Consider the following 18,625-nt stretch of genomic DNA (forward strand, 5'->3'; position numbering starts at 1 on the left):
GAGAAGGAGGGGCCGTGAAAGACATCGTGTCGCAGTTCGCCATGCAGCTGACCCTTGCGGAGAAGAGGGAGCTCGTCGCCGAGCTCAAGGGGGCCATCGCCGAGGAGCTCGCCTCCCGCGCCTCCGGCCCGGCCGACCCGTCGCGCTGCCCGAGGTGCGGCAGCCCCTCCCTCGTGCGCAAGGGCCGGGACCGCGACGGCGGGCAGCGGTGGCTGTGCCGCGGCTGCGCCAGGACGTTCTCCGCGCGCACGCGCGGCCTGCTCGCATCGTCGAAGCTGCCCGCGTCGGCGTGGATGTCCTTCGCCGAGTGCATGGCCGACGCGCTCCCCCTGCGGGAGACGGCGGCCCGCGTCGGGGTCTCCCTCTACACGGCGTGGTTCATGCGCATGCGGGTCTGCGAGGTCGTGGCGCTGCGCACCCCGGACTGCCGGCCGGGGACCTTCCACGTCGACGGCACCCTGGTCATGGGCAGCCTGAAGGGGAACCTGGGCCGCTCGGGGCTCCTCAGGCTCCCGCGGCCCCGCCACCGCAACGGGCGCGACGGCAGGAGGGCGTCGCGCGGGCGGTCGAGGGAGTGGGTGGTGGTCGAGTGCGGCGTCAACGAGCTCGGCGACTGCTTCTGCGACATATGCGGGCGCGGGTCGGCGGGCGCGGGCGAGCTCTCCGCGGAGCTCGCCGCGAGGATCCCCGGGGGCAGCGCCGTCGTCACCGACGGCCACAAGTCCTACGGCTTCGCGGCCAGGGGCTACCGGCACTCCGAGGTCGATCCGAGGGACCCCTCCGCCGGGGACATCAACATGGTCAACGCCCTGCACTCCCGCCTGAAGGCGTTCCTTCGCAGGTTCAACGGCGTGTCGACCAGGAGGCTTCAGCGCTACCTCGACTGGTTCCGCTACGCCGAGACCTTCAAGGGCGGCGGGATGGACAGGCGCGAGCGGCTCTTCATGCACGAGGCGGAGGGCCGGTACTGGAAGACGAGGAGGTTCACGCACTTCGAATGCGGCGACGCCATGGTCTACTGGACCAGGCAGATCGCCGACATGTCAACGGTGGTTTAACATAGAGAACTCTGCATCGTGGACAGAAATCGTCGATATGTGAGTCTGGAAAGGGCGCCGGGGGAGGACGGCCCAGTGAGGCTTCTTGTTTGCCCAGTTCAATTTTCTCGAAGTCAAGTTTTCCAAAACTAACTCCTCACATATCGATGATTTATGTCCACGACGAGTCGATTCCGAAGAAGAAGGCATTCTCACGCCGCGCCTCAAAAAGTTTCGGCGAGGCAGCGGAAAGGACTCCGGCGATGGCCCTTGATACGCCACGGATCGGGACGCGATTGGGTGCGACCCCTTGACCGGCCTTTCGGGAGCAGGGTGGCAAGTTGGTGGTCAAACGAGCGAGTTGTGCGCTCCTGTTTTTGCTCCTACTCTCGAATGGGAAAATCGTGACCAGGCCTTTTGCTGGCAAGGGCGTCCCGGTCGGTCTCCCAGAGAGCGAAAACGCGGGTTTTCGGCGATTTGAATGTCTCTATTACCAGGGCCGCGTGAAGCTGACCGAGGGCACTGACTATACCTACGTCGTGGAGGGCAACGACGCCCCCGGCACGGGTCGCGTGGTGCTCACCGGCATGGGCGATTACCGTGGCACCGTCGAGAAGACGTTTAAGGTGAAGTCGAACGAGGTCGAGCCCGATCCCCCCGAGGGCAAGATCGACATAAGTTCAGCGAAGTTCGTCGGGCTTGCCGCGAGTTATGCGCGCATGGGTCAGCCGGTCATTCTGGTGGCGAACCTCGTGCTGGGCGATACGCTGCTCGTCCCGGGCGTCGATGGTAAGGGCGAGATGCAGCCCAACCGTGAGATTACGCGCGAAGAGCTTGCCGTCGTCATGATGCGCTATGCCAAGAGCTGCGGCATTGCCGGGGCCGACGCCGATCCGAGCGAGGAGGGGATCACCGACTGGGCCGATGTTTCCAGTTTCGCGATGAGCTCGATCAAATGGGTGCTTGCCAACGGCGTGATTTTGGGCGTCGATAATCTCGACGGCACCAGGTCGCTTTGCCCGCACGACAGTGCAAGCCGCGCCCAAATGGCGAAGATCATCCTGAATGTCGAAGCGATGAGGGGCTAGAAGAAGCTGGCGGGCTAGTGGCGAGGGACTCCGCCGGCTGGCGAGACCTGCAACCCGCTGGCCAGCTGGCTGGTGGGGCCGCGGCCCGGCCACGACTTGCTGGCAACCAGTCGGCCGGCTGGTTGCCCAGTAGCGGCCCGGCGGTAATCCGCTGGCGGGCTGCTTCGGCTAATTCTCGGCCCGGTTCCCTTCCTCTGAGGTGGGAAGCGGGCCGGTTCACGTTTGGGCTTTGTGGCCTTCGGGTCGCGTTTGCCGGCGCCGCGGGCAGCGCAATTGCCCCGTGCTACAATCTGTCCCGTGAGTTTCCGGAAAGCGCCGAGCGGGCGCTTTCCTTGTATGTTGCCTCGCGAAGAAAGGTTTCCTATGAAGGCACTTATTCCCGCTGCCGGTTTGGGCACGCGCTTCCTTCCCGCCACGAAGGCGCAGCCGAAAGAGATGCTGCTCGTGGTCGACCGCCCCGTCATCCAGTACGTGGTGGAGGAGGGCTTGGCGTCGAAGGCCGACGAGGTCGTCATCGTGAACAGCCGCTCCAAGAGGGCGATTGAGGACCACTTCACGCCCGATCCCGACCTGGTCTCCACGCTGCGCGCGCGCGGCAAGGATGCTTACGCCGACGAGGTGGAGCGCGTTGGCAACTATAACGTGAGCTACGTGTACCAGGAGGAGCCGCTCGGGCTGGGGCATGCCATCTGGTGCGCGCACGAGAAGACGGCGGGCGAGCCGTTCTACGTGCTTCTAGGCGACGTGATCGTGCCCGACAATCAGATGCTTCCCGCGATGCAGAAGGTGTCGGACGAGCACGGCGGGGCGAGCGTGATCGCGGTCATGCCTGTGCCCGATGACCAGGTGCATCGCTTCGGGATCATCGCCGGCGAGAAACTTTCCGATGATGTGTGGAAAGTCGATTCGCTTGTGGAGAAGCCGGCGCTCGAGGACGCGCCGTCGAACCTGGCCGTGTTCGGGCGCTACCTGCTGAGCCCGCGTGTCATGGAGCTTCTGGCCGACGTGAAGCCTGGCGTGGGTGGCGAGATTCAGCTGACCGACGCGCTCGACGAGGTGCTTCGCGAGGAGGAGATGTACGCGCTCGTGGTCGACCCTGAAGATGGCTTCGACACTGGCACGGTCGAGAGCTGGTTGCATACCAACAACGTGCTCTTCGAGCGCAAGCAGGGGTAAGCGTTCACGGGCGGCGACAGTCTTCCCAAGTGAGGTGCGTCTACGGGCGCGGGCAAGCGTCCGCAGGCGTGGGCGACCTTCCCGAGCGAGATGAGTTTCCTGACCAGGGTGGACGGGCTTTCCCAAATAAGCGCTCGCACGCGCGGACGGCGCCAGAGGTGGTGCGGGAGCTTCCCTGGGCAAATAAGGCAAGGAAAGCGTTCGCGAAACTCAAGAACGAAAGCGCAGGCTGATCAGGCGACCTGCGCTTTTTTGTTGGTTGGGGGCGAAGCTGCAAGAAGGCGCCCAGCGACTGGACGCGCAGAGCGATCCCACGGTGGCCTTGGTTGGGGGATGCGTCTGCGGTTGCCTTGGTTGGGGATAGTGGCATCTTTTCGCGAGGATGACCTTTTCGAGGGGGAGACCTGCCAGAAATCGGGTGGTTTTCATCATCTCGGGAAGAATTCGAGCGAGGAGGGGAAAGTCGCGCGCAAGCGTCAATTCGCTGACCACTGTGCTCGCTTTGTGTAGGTCTTACGCGTATTGGGCGTGTTGGCAAGATCGCCAACGAAAGGGGTGTCGTCCGCCCAGTTGAAGTAGAAGGCCGCTCGTGCCTTCTGCTGGATTGCATTGTTGCTGCCCGTAGGTGCCTGGGGTATGTGGAAGCGATTGCTTGGTTGCCAACATGCTAGCGCTGCTGTTTAGAAGTCGCTCCCTCGCCGCTGCCAAAGAAACGAACTCGTAACAAAAGCCCTGGTTGATTCATAAGATGCCCACGTGCCGAACATAAGGGATTCAAGGGTGGTTATTATACTGTAAGTAGCAGGTGAGAAGGTTCCCCCTTCCTTCAAGAATCCTGCAGTTGCCTTCTTTCGAAAGCAGCAGGCGGTCCTAACCCCGACCGTCTAATCCCCTCCTTGGGCCCGCCGGACCTCCCTTTCCGGCGGGCCATTTCTTTTCTCCTCCTTCGCCTCTGGGCAAACAAACGTTCGCATGGTATGATACGCGCCATGGAAACCTTATTCACAGCAATGGAAAACGAGCGTCGTGCGGAAGTGGCACCTCTTGCGGTGCGCATGCGCCCGCGCACGCTCGACGAGGTCGTGGGGCAGATCGACGCGGTCGGTCCCGGCAGTTGGTTGCGCAGCGCCATCGAGGGAGACAGCTTAAGCTCGGTCATCCTCTTCGGGCCCGCGGGCACGGGGAAGACCTCGCTCGCGCACGTCATCGCCGAGCACACGAAAGCCACCTTTGTGGAAGTCTCCGCCATCGGCGGCACCGTGTCCGACCTGCGCCGCGAGATCAGCGCCGCGGAAAAGCGCCTGACGATGCAGGACCTTCGAACCATCCTGTTCGTCGACGAGATCCATCGCTTCAACCGCAGCCAGCAAGACGCGCTGCTCCATGCGGTGGAGAACCGCGTGCTCGTGCTGGTGGGAGCCACCACGGAGAACCCGTTCTTCGAAGTGAACTCAGCACTCATCAGCCGTTCCCGCGTGGTTGAGCTTCACTCGCTCACCGATGGGGAAATCGCGCAGCTCGTTCGTCGTGCGCTGGCCGACGAGCGCGGGCTTGCCGGGCGCTATGCGCTTGCCGACGACGCCCTTTCCGCAATCGTGCTGCTCGCCGGGGGCGACGGGCGCGCCTCGCTTACCACGCTCGAGCTCGCCTCGCAGATGGTGGCGCCCGGCACTCCCAAAAAGCCCGCTCTCATCAGCGTCGATATCGTGCGCCGCGCAACGCCTCACCGTGCGCTCGCCTATGACAAGAACAAGGACATGCACTACGACGTCATCTCCGCGTTCATTAAATCGATGCGCGGGAGCGACCCTGATGCTGCGCTCTATTGGCTCGCGCGCATGATTGACGGTGGGGAAGACCCGAAGTTCATTGCGCGCCGCATGATGATTCAAGCGTCGGAGGACGTGGGCAACGCCGACCCGCAAGCGTTCCTCATAGCAGAAGCCGCGTTCAAGTCCGCCGAGGTCATCGGCTACCCGGAATGCCGCATCAACCTGGCACAGGCGGCGATATACCTAGCGCTCGCCCCGAAAAGCAACGCCGCGGAGGCGGGAATCGATGCGGCGCTCGCCGAGGTGCGGCATGGGCCTGCGCGCAAGGTTCCTGACTACCTGCGCGATAGGCATCGCCCAGGATCCGAGAACTACGGAACCTACAAATATCCCCACGACTACCCCGAAGGATGGGTCGAGCAGCGCTACCTTCCCGATGGCTTGGAGCGCGGCTGCTTCTATCATCCGAGCGAGCGGGGTTGGGAAGCTTACCGCGCGGATGCCGCCGCCCGCGACCGCGCGGCGGTGCTCGGCCGCACGGCGGAAAGCCGCGCTACGGCAGGGGACCGCACCACGGCGGAAAGCCGCGCTACGGCAGGCAATTCCTCGCGAGGGGCGAAGCGCAACGCGACTGCTGCTTCTGCTGAAAGGAAGCTCTCCTCCGAGGGCAAAGTGCCTTCGGACGCTTCCGCCCAAACGGCACACTCGGTGGATGTCCCTGCTCCCGCGCCCGAAGCCTATGAACAGCAGGTGAAAACGCCGCGGAAAGAGCCTGATGGAACGGGTGAAGTGTTATAGTTAAGGCTTCAAAACGAAGGAGGCGCGGATGGATTTCTTCAGCGTGATAAACGTTGCTTTGCCGGTGGTATATGTGCTGGTCGGCATCGTTTTGGTGTGGTTTGTCATCGAGCTTGTCATGACGATTCGCAAGACTCGCGAAACGGTGACGAGCGTGCAGAAGCAACTCGAGCCCACGCTCGAGCACGTGGAGAAGATCACGGCATCGCTCGAGCCCGTGTGCGACAAAATCGACCCCCTGGTCGATCGCGTGTCCCTTACGGTCGACGCCGCGAATCTGGAAGTCATGCGTCTCGATCAGATTCTCGAGGACGTGGGGGAGATCACCAGCTCGGCATCGAGTGCCGTGAACGCGGTCGATACGGTGACCAATGCGCCCCTCGAGCTCGTCAACTCCGTCACTAAGAAGGTCCGCCGGAAGTTCACGCCGAAAAAGGCGTCCGACGAGTCCGTCGCCTTAGGGCAGGGCGCGCCTAACGAGCCTAATCCCGTCAGCGACTTCGTTGATGCGACCGCCGATGCCGCAGCTGCCGCAGTTGCGGCCGGCAAAGGCCGAGTCGCCGGCAAGGCGTCTAACGAGGAGACTTCCGCTTCCGCCGTGGCCGCGACCGGAGCGACCCCCGCAGCCAAGCCCGCCGCGCAACCTGAGCCCGCGCCCGTAGTCGAGCCCGCCTCTTCCGACGAGAACAAATACTTCACCTATGCCCCGGAAACGGGTGCCACCGCCTCATCTGATGCCGAGAAAACGGCGTCTTCGGAGGAATAGGCTTTGAGCGACGTGGTGCAGAACAAGCAATCGGATAAGACGGACAAGGCTCGCAGGCGTTTCTTAAACGTTTGGACAATCGTGGGCGCCATTGCGCTCACCTGGGTTGTCGTGCAGCTTTTGAACATCCTCTCGGTGCCCGTCGCCATCGTCATCTGGACGACCATCATCGTGTTTGTCCTGCGCGGCACGGTGAACAAGCTCGAGGAAATCGGCATCAATCGAACGGTGGGCACGGCCATCGGGTACGTGATCATGTTCGCGGTGCTAGCGCTCGTGGCATTCCTTTTGTTCTCGCCTGGCGTTGGCATGAATACCCAGTTCGCGAACTTGATCGAGAACGTCCCCGTCTACGTGCAGGGCATCTCCGACTGGGCGAACGACATGTACGCGCGCTACGCCTACATGCTCGAGGACGAGTCCGTCCGCGCATTCGTCACCGACGTGCAGGCCTCTGCCATGGAATGGGCGGGTGACTTCGCGAAGAACAGCGCCTCGGGCGCCATCGCATTCGGCACGGGACTCGCCAACGCGCTTATGGCCATCGGCTTCGCCCTCGTGGTTGCCTTCTGGATTCTTATGCAGCTGCCTCAGCTCGGGCGGGAATGCAAGCGCCTTGTGGGCGATTCGCGCGCTGAGGACCTCGAGATGCTCCACATCACGTTCACGCGCGTGATGGGCGGCTACATCAAGGGAACGCTTCTGCAGTGCGCGATCATCGGCGTGGCCTGCGGAGTCCTCTTCGCCGTGCTCGGCATCCCCAACTCGATGGCCTTGGGCGGCATCACGGGCATCTTAAACATCATCCCGATCATCGGCCCCTGGCTGGGCGGCGGTCTCGCTGCGATCGTCGGCATCTTCGTAAGTCCGCTCGTCGCTGTCATCGCCATCATCGGCACCATCGTGATCCAGCAGTTCGTTTACACGTTCATCTCGCCGAAGATCATGTCCGACTCGGTCGACATCCACCCGGCGCTTACGCTCATCGCCCTCATGGCGGGTTCGGCGCTTGGCGGTGCAATGGGCGGGCTTTCAGGCTCGCTTGTGGGCATGCTGGCATCTATTCCCGCCGTTGCCGTCGCGAAATCCGTTTTCGTGTATTATTTTGAGAAGCGAACGGGTCGACGCCTCGTCTCGAAGGACGGCGTGTTCTTCTTGGGCACTCCCTCGTCGAGCGAAGACGGCGACGCACCGAATCCTATCGCCGATGCTACGTCCCCGCACCCCGACGGATCGGCGGAATTCGAGCGCGCCGAGAAGAAACGCGCCGAAAATGCCGAGAACAGGCGCAAAATCAGGGAGCGCCTGCGCGGAAAGGAAGAAAAGAAATAGCGGCGCCTCGCGCTGTTGACAACGTGGAAACGAGCGCTTCCGCATTCCTGCGGGGCGTTCTTGAGTGATAAGGGAAGAACAACCACCATGAAGTACATGACCACCGCAGAAATCCGCGAGAAGTACCTCGCCTTCTTCGAGGAGAAGGGATGCAAGCGCATGCCGTCCTCCTCCCTCATCCCCGACGATCCGTCGCTGCTTTTGACGAGCGCCGGCATGGTGCAGTTCAAGCCCTATTTCCTTCACCAAAAGGAGCTCGATCCGGCCTACATCGGCACCACGACCGCGCAGAAGTGCGTGCGTACCAACGACATCGACAACATCGGCGACGCGCGCCACCTGTCGTTCTTCGAGATGATGGGTAACTTCAGCTTCGGCAAGTACTTCAAGAACGAGATGTGCGCCTGGGCCTTCGAGTTCTCCACCGAGGTGCTCGGCCTGCCGGCGGAAAAGCTCTACTTCACGGTGTTCGAGGACGACGACGAGACGATCGAGATTTGGAAGTCGCTCGGCGTTCCCGAGGACCACATCTCGCGCCTCGGCGAGGACGATAACTTCTGGCGCGCCGGCCCCACTGGCCCCTGCGGCCCCTGCTCCGAAATCTACTTCGACCAGGGTCCCGAAGTCGGCTGTGGCAGCCCCGACTGCAAGCCCGGCTGCGATTGCGACCGCTACCTCGAGTTCTGGAACTGCGTGTTCACCCAGTTCGACGGACAGGAAGACGGCACGCTCGCGCCGCTGCTCACCAAAAACATCGATACCGGCATGGGCCTCGAGCGCATCGCCGCCATCATGCAGGGCGTCACCAACAACTACGACACCGACGTGCTCCGCAGCCTCGTCGGCGTGGGCGAGCGCCTGGCGGGCAAGACCTACAAGCAGGACGCGGCGGTGGACAAGTCGCTGCGCATTATCGCCGACCACAGCCGCTCGGTCACCTTCATGATCGCCGACGGCATCCTTCCCTCCAACGAGGGCCGCGGCTACGTGCTGCGCCGCCTGCTTCGTCGCGCCATCCAAAAGGCGCACATGATTGGCATCGAGGGGCCGTTCCTGAACGACTACGTCGACGAGATCGTGGAGCTCATGGGCTCGGTGTATCCCGAGGTCGTGGAAAACCGCGAGCTCATTCGCCGCGTGATCCTTTCCGAGGAAGAGCGCTTCGGCGCCACGCTGCGCCAGGGCCAGGTCTTTCTCGCGGAGGCGCTCGACAAGCTCGAGGGCGACACGCTTTCGGGCGAGGAGGCTTTCACCCTGCACGACACCTACGGTTTCCCTGTCGAGGTGACCGAGGAGATGTGCGCCGACCGCAATGTGAAGGTCGACATGGAGGGCTTCGAGCGCTGCATGGACGAACAGCGCGAGCGCGCCCGCGCCGCCAACACGAAGGACGCCGAGGCTGCTTGGAGCACCTACGGCGGTATCCACGCCGACGTGTTGAAGGAAGTCGGTGCCACGGAGTTTGTGGGTTACAGCGAGCTGGAATGCGCGGCGAAGGTAGTCGCCATCATTGCGAACGGCGAGCGCGTCGAAAAGCTTTCCGCAGGTGAGGAAGGCGAAATCGTACTTGACACGACCACGTTCTACGCCGAGATGGGCGGCGAGGTCGGCGATACTGGCACGCTTCGCGGCGTCAACGCCGAGGCGGACGTGCTCGACACGAAGGCTCCCGAGAAGGGACTTGTGTGCCACAAGGTGAAGGTCGCGTCCGGCACCATCGCCGTGGGCGACGAGGTCACCGCGGCGGTCGACGGTGCGCGCCGCGCCCGCATCACCCGCAACCACACCGCGACGCATATCCTGCACGCAGCGCTTCGCCGCGTGCTGGGCGATCACGTGAAGCAGGCGGGTTCCTACGTCGGGCCCGACCGCTTGCGCTTCGACTTCACGCACTTCGAGGCCACCACGCCCGAGCAGCTGGCCGAGGTCGAGCGCGTCGCGAACGAGGAAATCATGTCCGCCGTCGCCACCAATATCTACGAGACCTCGCTCGACGCCGCCCGCGAGTCCGGCGTGACGGCGCTGTTTGGCGAGAAGTACGGCGACGTTGTGCGCGTCGTCGAGTGCGGCGAGTTCTCCCGCGAGCTGTGCGGCGGCTGCCACGTGGCCAACACTGCCGAAATCGGCCTGGTGAAGATCACCTCCGAAACCGGCGTCGGCGCGAACCTGCGCCGCATCGAGGCGGTGACGAGCTTCGGCGCCCTCGAGTACGTGAACAAGATCGAGGCCGAGCTGAAGGAAACCGCTGCCGAGCTGCGCGTTCCGCTGTTCGACGTCTCCGAGCGCACGGCTGCCAACATGAAGGCGCTGAAGGAATTCCAGAAGACCCGCAAGGCCGCGAAGACCGCCATCTCCGACGACGGCGTGAACATGCTTCTTTCGGCTGCTAAGCAGGCGCAGGGCGGCTATCCCGTCATCATCAGCCGCGTGAAGATTGCCCAGCCGGGCGCGATGCGCAACATGTGGGACGTCGTTCGCGCCCGCATGGAAACCCCGGGCGCTGTCGTGCTCATCGCCGAGAACGGCGGAAAGGCCACGCTTCTGGCCGCAGGCACCGACGAGGCTGTGGCCGCTGGCTTCAATGCCGGTGCGGTGATCAAGGAAATCGCCCCGTGCGTCAAGGGTGGCGGCGGTGGAAAGCCCACCATGGCCCAGGCGGGCGGCAAGGACGTGTCCGGCATCGACGCAGCGCTCGAGTCGGCCAGGAAGATGCTGCTCTAAGCTGTGCGTATACTTGCTCTCGATATCGGGGAAGTCCGCGTGGGGATTGCCGTGTGCGATCCCGGCGAGCGCGTGGCTTCCCCCGTTTGCGTTCTTCCTGCTCGGGAAGTGACGGACAACGCGAAGCCGTTCAAACGCGTGCTCGAGGACTGGGAGCCCGAGCTGCTGTTGTGTGGGCTTCCCAAAACGCTTGCAGGCGAGGAAGGCCCGCAGGCGAAGCGCATTCGCAAGGTGGCCGACGCCATCTCCAAAAACTGTGGCATTCCCCATGAATTCGCAGATGAGCGCCTTAGCTCGCGCGAGGCCAAGCGCAGTTTGCGTGAAAAGGGCCTAAGCGAGAAGGACATGCGAGGCAAAGTGGATATGATAGCGGCAAGTCTGTTTCTGCAGGCATGGCTCGACGAACGGGCTGCTCGCAATCTCGAAAGGTAACCGATGGCTCCATTCAAACGCCAAATCACCTATTCTTCGCGTCCGAATCATCGGGCGCGCGTTGCGCATTCCATGGGCGATCGCCAGTTTCGGACCTACGACACGAGCGCGCTGCAACCGAAGCGTTCGAAGGGGCCGATGATTGCCTTCATCGCGGTCATCGTTGTCGTGGCGCTGCTTCTCATCCTCGGCGTGTCCACGCTTGTTCGCGGTTGCACGTCTGGCAACCTCGTCGCCGACGGCCAGCAGGTCACCGTCGAGGTCGCCGATGGCGAGTCGACGTCTTCCATCGCGCAATCGCTACAGCAGGCGGGTCTTGTCTCGTCTGCGGGCGACTTCACGAAGACGGTGTCCGACCTCGGTCTCGATGGTTCACTGCAACCGGGCACGTACACGCTGACGGGTGGCATGTCGCTTGAGGACCTTGCGAAGACGCTCTCCGCGGGCCCTGGCTTGACGGGTCCTTCCGTCACCATCCCCGAAGGCCTTACCTTGGCGAATATCGCTGGTCGCGTAAGCGATGCCACGAATGGACGCATCTCTGCCGACGACTTCAAGGCGCAGGCATCCAATGCGAGCGTGTACGCGAGCGACTTCCCCTTCCTGAAGGATGCGGGCACGAACTCGCTCGAGGGCTTCCTTTTCCCGAAAACATATGCGGTGAGCTCAACCGATACGGCGGACTCGCTCATCCGCGCGATGCTCTCGCAGTACCAGACCGAGGTGGCGACGCTCGATTATTCGTATCCCACCAGCAAGAATTTCAACTCGTACAAGACGCTCATCCTCGCTTCAATTATCGAGAAAGAGGCAAGCGACGACGCCGATATCCGTGCGAAGGTGTCGGCGGTCTTCTACAACCGCTTGCTGAACACAGGTGCGCCGACGTACGGCCTTCTGGGCTCGGACGCCACGACCGCCTACGAGATCGGCGGCGATCCCGACAACTACGATTGGACTACGGACAGCGCCTACAACACGCGCCGCCATGCCGGTCTGCCCCCGACGCCCATCTGCTCTCCGAGCATCGGCAGCCTTCAGGCGGCATGCAATCCAGCGCCCGATTTCGACGACTACTACTTCTTCTCGTTCTGGCCGAATGACCAGGGCACGATTGACTATTTCTTCGACAAGACCTACGACGAGCACCAGGCGACCGTCGCCGCTCACTCGTAGGCGCTGTTGCGGCAGTTCACGCAAAGGAAGTCCATGGCATATTTCAAACCCGATCGATATTTCTCCCGTCTTTCTCAGATCTCTATCGAGAAGGACATCCTTGGATGCGGGTTTGAAAACGTGCTGCTCGACATCGATAACACCTTCGTCCCCCGCGACACGCAGGTGATTCCGCGCGATGCTCGCGTGTGGCTCGGCTGCGCGCGCGAGGCGGGTGTGACGATCTGTTTGCTGTCCAACAATTGGCACAAGGTGGTGTACGACTTCGCTGACGAGGTGGGGCTTCCCATCGTTGCCAAGGCGATGAAGCCGTGCCCTCCCGCGTATTTCACCGCGATGCGCAAGATCGGGGCGAAGCGCAAGAATACGGTCGCAATCGGCGACCAGCTTATGACCGACGTGCTCGGTGCCCATACGGTGGGAATCAAGGCGTACCTTATTCAGCCGCTCGTTGAGCAGGACCTGCCTCATACGCTGTTCCTGCGCCACTTCGAGCGAGTGCTTATGGGCGATGCTCAGCCAGAGGCCCCCGTCGCATGCGAGCGGGGAGAAGAGGTGCGCATCTAGCTATGGAAAACGACGTTCGCAACATCCCGCAGAAGCTCTATGTGCTCGGACATCCGGTGGCTCACTCGAAGTCGCCCGTGATGTACAACGCCGTATACGCGAAGCTGGGCTTTCCCTGGGAATACGACCTAATGGATTGCGAAACCTCCGCTGAAGCGAAGGCGTTTCTCGCGGCGCGCGACTTCCTTTCCGTAAACATCACGACGCCGTACAAGCCCGAGGCGCTTGCGGCTGCCACGGCGCGCGCGGCGTCGGCGAAGCTTGCACACGGTGCGAACATCCTCGTGAAGAAGGGTGACGCGCTTATCGCCTTCAACACCGACGGTCGGGGCTGCGTGGGATATCTCGAGCGCGCGGGCTTCTCTTTCGACGGCGCGAAGGTCGCCATATGCGGCACGGGGCCCACGGCGCTCGCCATCCTCCACGCTGCGGCGATCGCGGGCGCTTCCGAGGTGCTTCTGCTCTCGCGCGATAAGGAGCGTGCGTGCGAGGTGCTCGACCGCTATGTGGACGAGTTCGGCACGCTCGCTCATGCGACGGTCGACCTGCAGGCTGCCGTCGACGGGCACCGAAGCTTCCTCACCGCCTACGACGAGACCGCGTTCAAGTTCGGCAGCTACACCACGTCGACCCAGGCCATCGCCGCAGCCGACCTTATCATCAACGCGACGCCGCTCGGGATGCGCGAGGGCGATCCGGCGCCGTTCGACGTCTCGCTTTTCCGCGAGGGCCAGCGCGCCTTCGACGTCGTCTACGCGCATGGGGAAACCGCCTTCGCGGCGGGCGCCAAGGCCGCAGGGTGCACGTTTGCGGACGGCGGCGGAATGCTCGTCGCGCAGGCGGTCGCTACGGTGCAGGCCGTGTGCGACGTGTCGGGCATCGATTGCGAGCTCTCGTTCGACGAACTGTTCGAGATTATGGCGAACGCCGCCGGTTTCAACGTATAGAAGAATAATTCTGGGGACTGGATGTAAGGAGAAGAAATGCCACAGCACTATCGAGGGCCCAGCCCCCAGGGAAAGACGCCGCGCGGGTCGAAGTCGACAAGCGGCGCAAGTCAGGCAAACGGAGCGTGCGGCGTGAGCGCGGCGCATGGCGAAGGTCGGGCTCGCAGCGCGAAGGCGGCGCACGGCGGGTCTCGGGCGCACGGCGAGCCCCAAAGCTTCCCGCAAGGGGCGTACTCTGCCGTCAAACCTGCTGGGGCACAGCGCGGCAACCCCTCGTCCACCTCGCAATACTCCCGTTCGAACCCTAACTACCAAAAGAAGAATCGAAAGGGCTCGCGCGGGAAGAAGATCGCGATTGCGGTCGTTCTTGCCGTGCTCGTGGTGTTCGTTGGGGCGGGTACGGCGGCCGCCCTGTGGGTGAACAGCGTGAACGATACGCTCACCAAGGGGCAGAAAAGCGCGACCGAGCTCGACGAGATCAATGACGTTCTCGTTAAGACGACGAGCTTCGACGAGCCCTTCTACATGATGCTCATCGGCTCGGACGCCCGTGCGGACGATGAGTCCATGGGCGCCCGCTCCGACACGAACATCGTCGTGCGCGTAGACCCGACGACCAATTCCGCGACACTCGTTTCGATTCCCCGCGACACGATGATCAACATCGACGGTTACGGCTACTGCAAGTTCAACGCCGCGTATTCCTACGGCGGAGCTGCACTTGCCATCAAGGAGGCGAGCGAGCTTCTCGGTGTGAACATCTCGCATTACGCCGAGGTCGATTTCGACAGTCTGATTGGCCTTGTCGACACGGTGGGCGGGGTCGATGTGACGGTTGACCAGCGTATCAACGACCCCGATGCCGATGGGTCGGTCATCGGCCAGAAGAAGATCATCATCGAGGCCGGCGAGCAGCATATGGACGGAGAGACCGCTCTCGTGTTCGCGCGCAGCCGTGCCTACGCTGATGGAGACTTCACGCGCACGGCGAACCAGCGCAAGCTCATCGCGGCGCTTGCAGAGAAGATTCTCTCGATGCCGCTGGCGAAGCTTCCAGGCATTGTGCAGACGGCTGCGGGCAGCATCACCACCGACATGTCCGTCACCGATCTGTACAGTCTGGCCACCCAGTTTCAAGATGGCGGCGAGCTTACGATGACATCGTGCATGGTTCCGTCAATCACCGGCATGTACAAGAGCGCATCGTATGTGTTCTGCGACGAAAACGCCCTTGCATCGATGATGCAGACCATCGAGGCGGGCGGCGACGCGAGCGAGATCACGGGATCAACAAGCAAGCTCGCCCAGCAACTTGGCGTGAAATAGAAGCGGGCTGCTCGCGCGGAGGACGGACCTGCGGCGTGCGGTGCGCTGGTGCGAAGCCTCGTCGGATACGCTCGTGCTGGATTGCGCATGCAAAAGGCCGCTCGCGCTCCCCATATTGGAATCATCCTGCACATATACGCCTGAACAGGGCGGTTGTGTTCTCATGCGCTACAATGTGCCAGAAACTATACGAACTCGATAGGAAAGCGATTCTCTATGCGTTACGTCTTTGCCGGGGAAAGCCACGGCCCATGCCTTACCGCCATCGTCGAGGACGTGCCTGCGGGCCTGCGGGTCTCCGAATCCCAGATCAACTCCGACCTGGCTCGCCGCCAATCGGGCTACGGGCGCGGCGGCAGGCAGTCCATCGAGCGTGACACCGTGCAGGTCACGTCGGGCATCCGTTTCGGGAAGACCATCGGCTCGCCGGTGACGCTCACGGTCCGCAATCGCGATTGGGAGAACTGGACGGACCGCATGGCCGTATTCGGTGAGGAGCCTGAGGGGCTGGTGCGCGAAGTGACGCCGCGGCCGGGGCATGCCGATCTGGTGGGTGCTCTGAAGACGAACACCGACGATTGCCGCAACATTCTCGAGCGCTCGAGCGCCCGCTCGACCGCCGCTCGCGTGGCGGCGGCCGGTATCGCGCGCGAATTCCTTGCTGATCTGGGCGTCGAGGTGTTCTCGTATGTGAATCGCATCGGCGAAGCCGAGTTTCGCGAGGAAAGCCCCTTTGTCAACTGCATGAACTACACGCCGCTCGACATCGAGACGAGCGAGGTCCGCTGTCCGAACGCGCAGGCGACTCGCGCGATGATTGCGGAAATCGAGCGCGCGAAGGCCGAGCGCGACACGATTGGCGGCACGTTCCGCGTCGTGGCGACGGGCCTTGTTCCCGGGCTTGGCGGCTATGCGACGGCGGACGATCGCTTGACGGCACGCTTGGGCCAGGCGCTCTTTTCCATCCAGGCGATGAAGGGCGTCGAGTTCGGGATGGGATTCGAGGTCGCCCGCCGCTTGGGGAGCGAGGTGCACGACCCCATCGTGCTCGACCGCGAGCGCGATTGCTTCACGCGCACATCGAACAACGCAGGCGGTCTCGAGGGCGGCATGACGACGGGGCTGCCGCTTGTGGCGACCGTCGCGATGAAGCCCATTCCCACGCTCATGCGTCCGCTCGCCACGGTGAACATGGACACGCTGGAGGTTGCCGATGCCTCCAAGGAGCGCTCCGACGTGTGCGCCGTGCCCGCCGCCGCTGTGGTTGCGGAAGGCGAGGTGGCGTTTGTGCTGGCCAACGCGTACCAGGAGATGTTCGGTGGCTCCTGCATGGCGGATATCAAGGCGAACCTCAAGTCGTACAAGGCGCGCCTGAGGACGATGTCCCGATGACGGCGGAACCCATGCAACTCGCCCGCCCCGTGTTCTTCGTGGGCTTCATGGGTGCGGGGAAAACGAGCGTCGCGCGCCGTCTTGCGCGCACCTGCGGCATCTCGTCGGTCGACATGGACACCTACCTTGAGCGCCGCGAGGGCAAGCGCGTGAAGGAAATCTTCGCGGAAGGCGGCGAGGATGCTTTCCGCGCTATCGAGACCGATGTCCTGCGCGAGCTTGCCTCGAAGGAGGAGCCGCTCGTCATCTCGTGCGGGGGCGGTGTCGTCCTGCGCGAGGAAAACCGCGAGATTCTTGCCGAATCGGGGTTCGTCGTTCACCTTCAGGTGACGGTGGACGAGGCCGCGAGCCGCATCTCCGACAAGTCGAGCCGCCCGTTGTTCCAGGATATCGACGTTGCGCGCAAACGCTGCCTGGAGCGGGCGCCGCTGTATTCGGGCGTGGCAGATGTGGAAATCAACACGGCGGGCAAGAGCGTCCCGCGAATCGCGCGCGAGGTCCAGCGCGCACTCGAGAAAGAAGGCATATTGTGCCAGCGACGAAAGTGATCGTGAACATCCCCGATGAGCGACCCTACGATGTGCGCATCGGCGCCGATGTGCTCGATGGGCTGGGGAACTACCTGCGCCGCATCGACGCCACGGAAAGCGCGCCGCGCATCCTAGTCATCTCCGACGACAACGTGGCCCCGCTGTATCTCGAGGAGGCGAAGTCGTCGCTTCGCGCTGCGGACTACCGCGTGAGCGAAATTGTCGTCCCCGCGGGGGAGAAAACGAAGTCTGTGGAGGTCGCAGGTGAGATTTGGGAAGCGATGGCGGGCTTGAAGCTCGGTCGCGATTGCGCTGTCGTAGCGCTCGGCGGCGGGGTAGTGGGCGATCTTGCCGGGTTCACCGCATCTACCTTCATGCGCGGCATCACCGTGGTACAGGCACCCACGTCGCTGCTCGCCATGGTTGACTCCTCGGTCGGCGGCAAGACGGGCGTGAACCTTTCCGCAGGTAAGAACCTCGTAGGCACCTTCACACAGCCCGCCTACGTGTGCGCCTCGACCAAGACGCTCTCCACGTTGCCCTCTCGCGAATGGGCATGCGGCTGCGGGGAAATCGCGAAGTCGTCGGTGATCGACTCTGACGAGTTCTTTTTCTGGCTGACCGATAACGCCTCCGCGCTTGCGTCGCGCGATCACGATGTGACCGCCGAGGCCATTGCGCGCTCCGTCGTGTTCAAAGCCGACGTCGTTGCGCAGGACAAGACGGAAAGCCGCGGCGTGCGCGAGTGCCTGAACTACGGTCACACGCTGGGGCATGCGGTGGAGTCGCTTGCTGGCTACGGCACGTATTCCCATGGTGCGGCGGTTGCGGAAGGCATGCGCTTTGCGGCACGTTTGGGCGCGGCGATTGCGGGCACCTCGATTGATGTGGTGCGTGCGCAGGACAATCTCCTCGATGAGCTGGGGCTTCCCGCGCTTTCCTGGTCGGCGGCGCCTGAGGACATGCTTGCCGTGATGAAGCGCGACAAGAAGGTGCGCGGCGGCGTGGTGAAGTTTGTGCTGCCGCTCGACATCGGGCAATGGGAGTTGAGGGAAGTGGAAGACGACGTGATTCTCGAGCATCTCGCCGCGTGGGCGCGGAGCAAGTAGCTTGGGCGGTTGACCTGCGGGTCTGCGGAGAGCACGCGGCGACGCTCAGTCGCTCAGACAGTCCTCGCTGCGCTGCGGAACTCGCTTTGTGAGCGCCGCAGCGCGCTCTCCGCTCGCTAGGGGTCGAGGGACCAAAGGCAGCCTGGGCGACGCTCGGGCGCTCAGATGGTCCTCGCAACGCTTGAGGAACTCGCTTTGTGAGCACCGTCGCGCGTCTTCTACTTGTTGTTGGGGCGTGAACGACTGGCTTGCTCTCGGTTCGATAAGTTGATTGCGGTTCCTTCACAAAGCGAGTTCCGCACGAGCCAAACAGCCCAGTGGGCTGTTTGTGCGAGCAGGACTGCCGAGCGACTGAAGGGGCCGCAATCAACTCGCAACGCAAGGAATGGAGCGGACGGACGGCAACGTCGTCTTCCTCTTCTGGATAAGGACAAAAGGAAGCAGAGCATGAAGATT

The 18,625-nt window shown here is 63.0% G+C and carries 14 protein-coding genes and 1 pseudogene; all 15 read left to right on the plus strand.

The window, feature by feature from the left end:
* Positions 1–14: 14 nt before the first annotated feature.
* Positions 15–1,058 carry an IS1595 family transposase gene (locus tag ACMRQN_RS08880; RefSeq protein ID WP_418734686.1) on the plus strand — a complete coding sequence of 348 codons (1,044 nt, stop codon included), beginning with the start codon at positions 15–17 and terminating at the stop codon, positions 1,056–1,058.
* 482 nt (positions 1,059–1,540) lie between these two features.
* A complete protein-coding gene (locus tag ACMRQN_RS08885) occupies positions 1,541–2,125 on the plus strand; it encodes a hypothetical protein (RefSeq protein WP_418734687.1) in 585 nt (194 codons plus the stop codon).
* A 363-nt stretch (positions 2,126–2,488) separates the two neighbouring features.
* Entirely contained in the window at positions 2,489–3,301 is an 813-nt protein-coding gene (locus ACMRQN_RS08890; RefSeq protein WP_417058598.1) for a UTP--glucose-1-phosphate uridylyltransferase, read from the plus strand.
* 989 nt (positions 3,302–4,290) lie between these two features.
* Positions 4,291–5,592: pseudogene (locus ACMRQN_RS08895) on the plus strand (replication-associated recombination protein A); the annotation flags it as partial.
* Between the two features lie 307 nt (positions 5,593–5,899).
* Positions 5,900–6,637, plus strand: coding sequence for a DUF948 domain-containing protein (locus ACMRQN_RS08900; RefSeq protein WP_418734688.1), 738 nt, complete (start codon positions 5,900–5,902; stop codon positions 6,635–6,637).
* A gap of 12 nt (positions 6,638–6,649) precedes the next feature.
* A complete protein-coding gene (locus tag ACMRQN_RS08905) occupies positions 6,650–7,969 on the plus strand; it encodes an AI-2E family transporter (RefSeq protein ID WP_418734698.1) in 1,320 nt (439 codons plus the stop codon).
* Positions 7,970–8,056: 87 nt separating this feature from the next.
* Positions 8,057–10,690, plus strand: a complete 2,634-nt coding sequence (alaS, locus tag ACMRQN_RS08910; protein ID WP_418734689.1) for an alanine--tRNA ligase — start codon at positions 8,057–8,059, stop codon at positions 10,688–10,690.
* 3 nt (positions 10,691–10,693) lie between these two features.
* Positions 10,694–11,122: a Holliday junction resolvase RuvX gene (gene ruvX, locus ACMRQN_RS08915; protein ID WP_158050233.1), complete on the plus strand. Its 429-nt coding sequence runs from the start codon at positions 10,694–10,696 to the stop codon at positions 11,120–11,122.
* 3 nt (positions 11,123–11,125) lie between these two features.
* On the plus strand, positions 11,126–12,298 hold the full coding sequence (mltG, locus tag ACMRQN_RS08920) for an endolytic transglycosylase MltG (RefSeq protein ID WP_418734690.1): 1,173 nt from the start codon (positions 11,126–11,128) through the stop codon (positions 12,296–12,298).
* Between the two features lie 33 nt (positions 12,299–12,331).
* A complete protein-coding gene (locus tag ACMRQN_RS08925) occupies positions 12,332–12,865 on the plus strand; it encodes a YqeG family HAD IIIA-type phosphatase (protein ID WP_158050231.1) in 534 nt (177 codons plus the stop codon).
* Between the two features lie 2 nt (positions 12,866–12,867).
* Positions 12,868–13,812, plus strand: a complete 945-nt coding sequence (locus tag ACMRQN_RS08930; RefSeq protein WP_418734691.1) for a shikimate dehydrogenase family protein — start codon at positions 12,868–12,870, stop codon at positions 13,810–13,812.
* Between the two features lie 36 nt (positions 13,813–13,848).
* Positions 13,849–15,138, plus strand: coding sequence for an LCP family protein (locus ACMRQN_RS08935; RefSeq protein WP_418734692.1), 1,290 nt, complete (start codon positions 13,849–13,851; stop codon positions 15,136–15,138).
* A 216-nt stretch (positions 15,139–15,354) separates the two neighbouring features.
* Positions 15,355–16,530, plus strand: coding sequence for a chorismate synthase (aroC, locus tag ACMRQN_RS08940; RefSeq protein WP_418734693.1), 1,176 nt, complete (start codon positions 15,355–15,357; stop codon positions 16,528–16,530).
* On the plus strand, positions 16,527–17,078 hold the full coding sequence (locus ACMRQN_RS08945; RefSeq protein ID WP_418734694.1) for a shikimate kinase: 552 nt from the start codon (positions 16,527–16,529) through the stop codon (positions 17,076–17,078). Before aroC ends, ACMRQN_RS08945 begins: the two co-directional genes overlap by 4 nt.
* A complete protein-coding gene (aroB, locus tag ACMRQN_RS08950; protein ID WP_418734695.1) occupies positions 17,060–18,169 on the plus strand; it encodes a 3-dehydroquinate synthase in 1,110 nt (369 codons plus the stop codon). The genes ACMRQN_RS08945 and aroB overlap by 19 nt, the downstream gene beginning before the upstream one ends.
* Positions 18,170–18,625 lie beyond the last annotated feature (456 nt).

The sequence above is a fragment of the Ellagibacter sp. genome (assembly GCF_048412355.1).
In the GTDB taxonomy this organism is placed as follows: Bacteria; Actinomycetota; Coriobacteriia; order Coriobacteriales; family Eggerthellaceae; genus Ellagibacter.

Bases quoted from the DNA above. Each gene is read 5' to 3' on its own strand.
- ACMRQN_RS08890 (WP_417058598.1), top strand. From the start codon at position 2,489: ATGAAGGCACTTATTCCCGCTGCCGGTTTGGGCACGCGCTTCCTTCCC.
- ACMRQN_RS08900 (WP_418734688.1), top strand. From the start codon at position 5,900: ATGGATTTCTTCAGCGTGATAAACGTTGCTTTGCCGGTGGTATATGTG.
- alaS (WP_418734689.1), top strand. From the start codon at position 8,057: ATGAAGTACATGACCACCGCAGAAATCCGCGAGAAGTACCTCGCCTTC.
- mltG (WP_418734690.1), top strand. From the start codon at position 11,126: ATGGCTCCATTCAAACGCCAAATCACCTATTCTTCGCGTCCGAATCAT.
- ACMRQN_RS08925 (WP_158050231.1), top strand. From the start codon at position 12,332: ATGGCATATTTCAAACCCGATCGATATTTCTCCCGTCTTTCTCAGATC.
- ACMRQN_RS08930 (WP_418734691.1), top strand. From the start codon at position 12,868: ATGGAAAACGACGTTCGCAACATCCCGCAGAAGCTCTATGTGCTCGGA.
- ACMRQN_RS08935 (WP_418734692.1), top strand. From the start codon at position 13,849: ATGCCACAGCACTATCGAGGGCCCAGCCCCCAGGGAAAGACGCCGCGC.
- aroC (WP_418734693.1), top strand. From the start codon at position 15,355: ATGCGTTACGTCTTTGCCGGGGAAAGCCACGGCCCATGCCTTACCGCC.
- ACMRQN_RS08945 (WP_418734694.1), top strand. From the start codon at position 16,527: ATGACGGCGGAACCCATGCAACTCGCCCGCCCCGTGTTCTTCGTGGGC.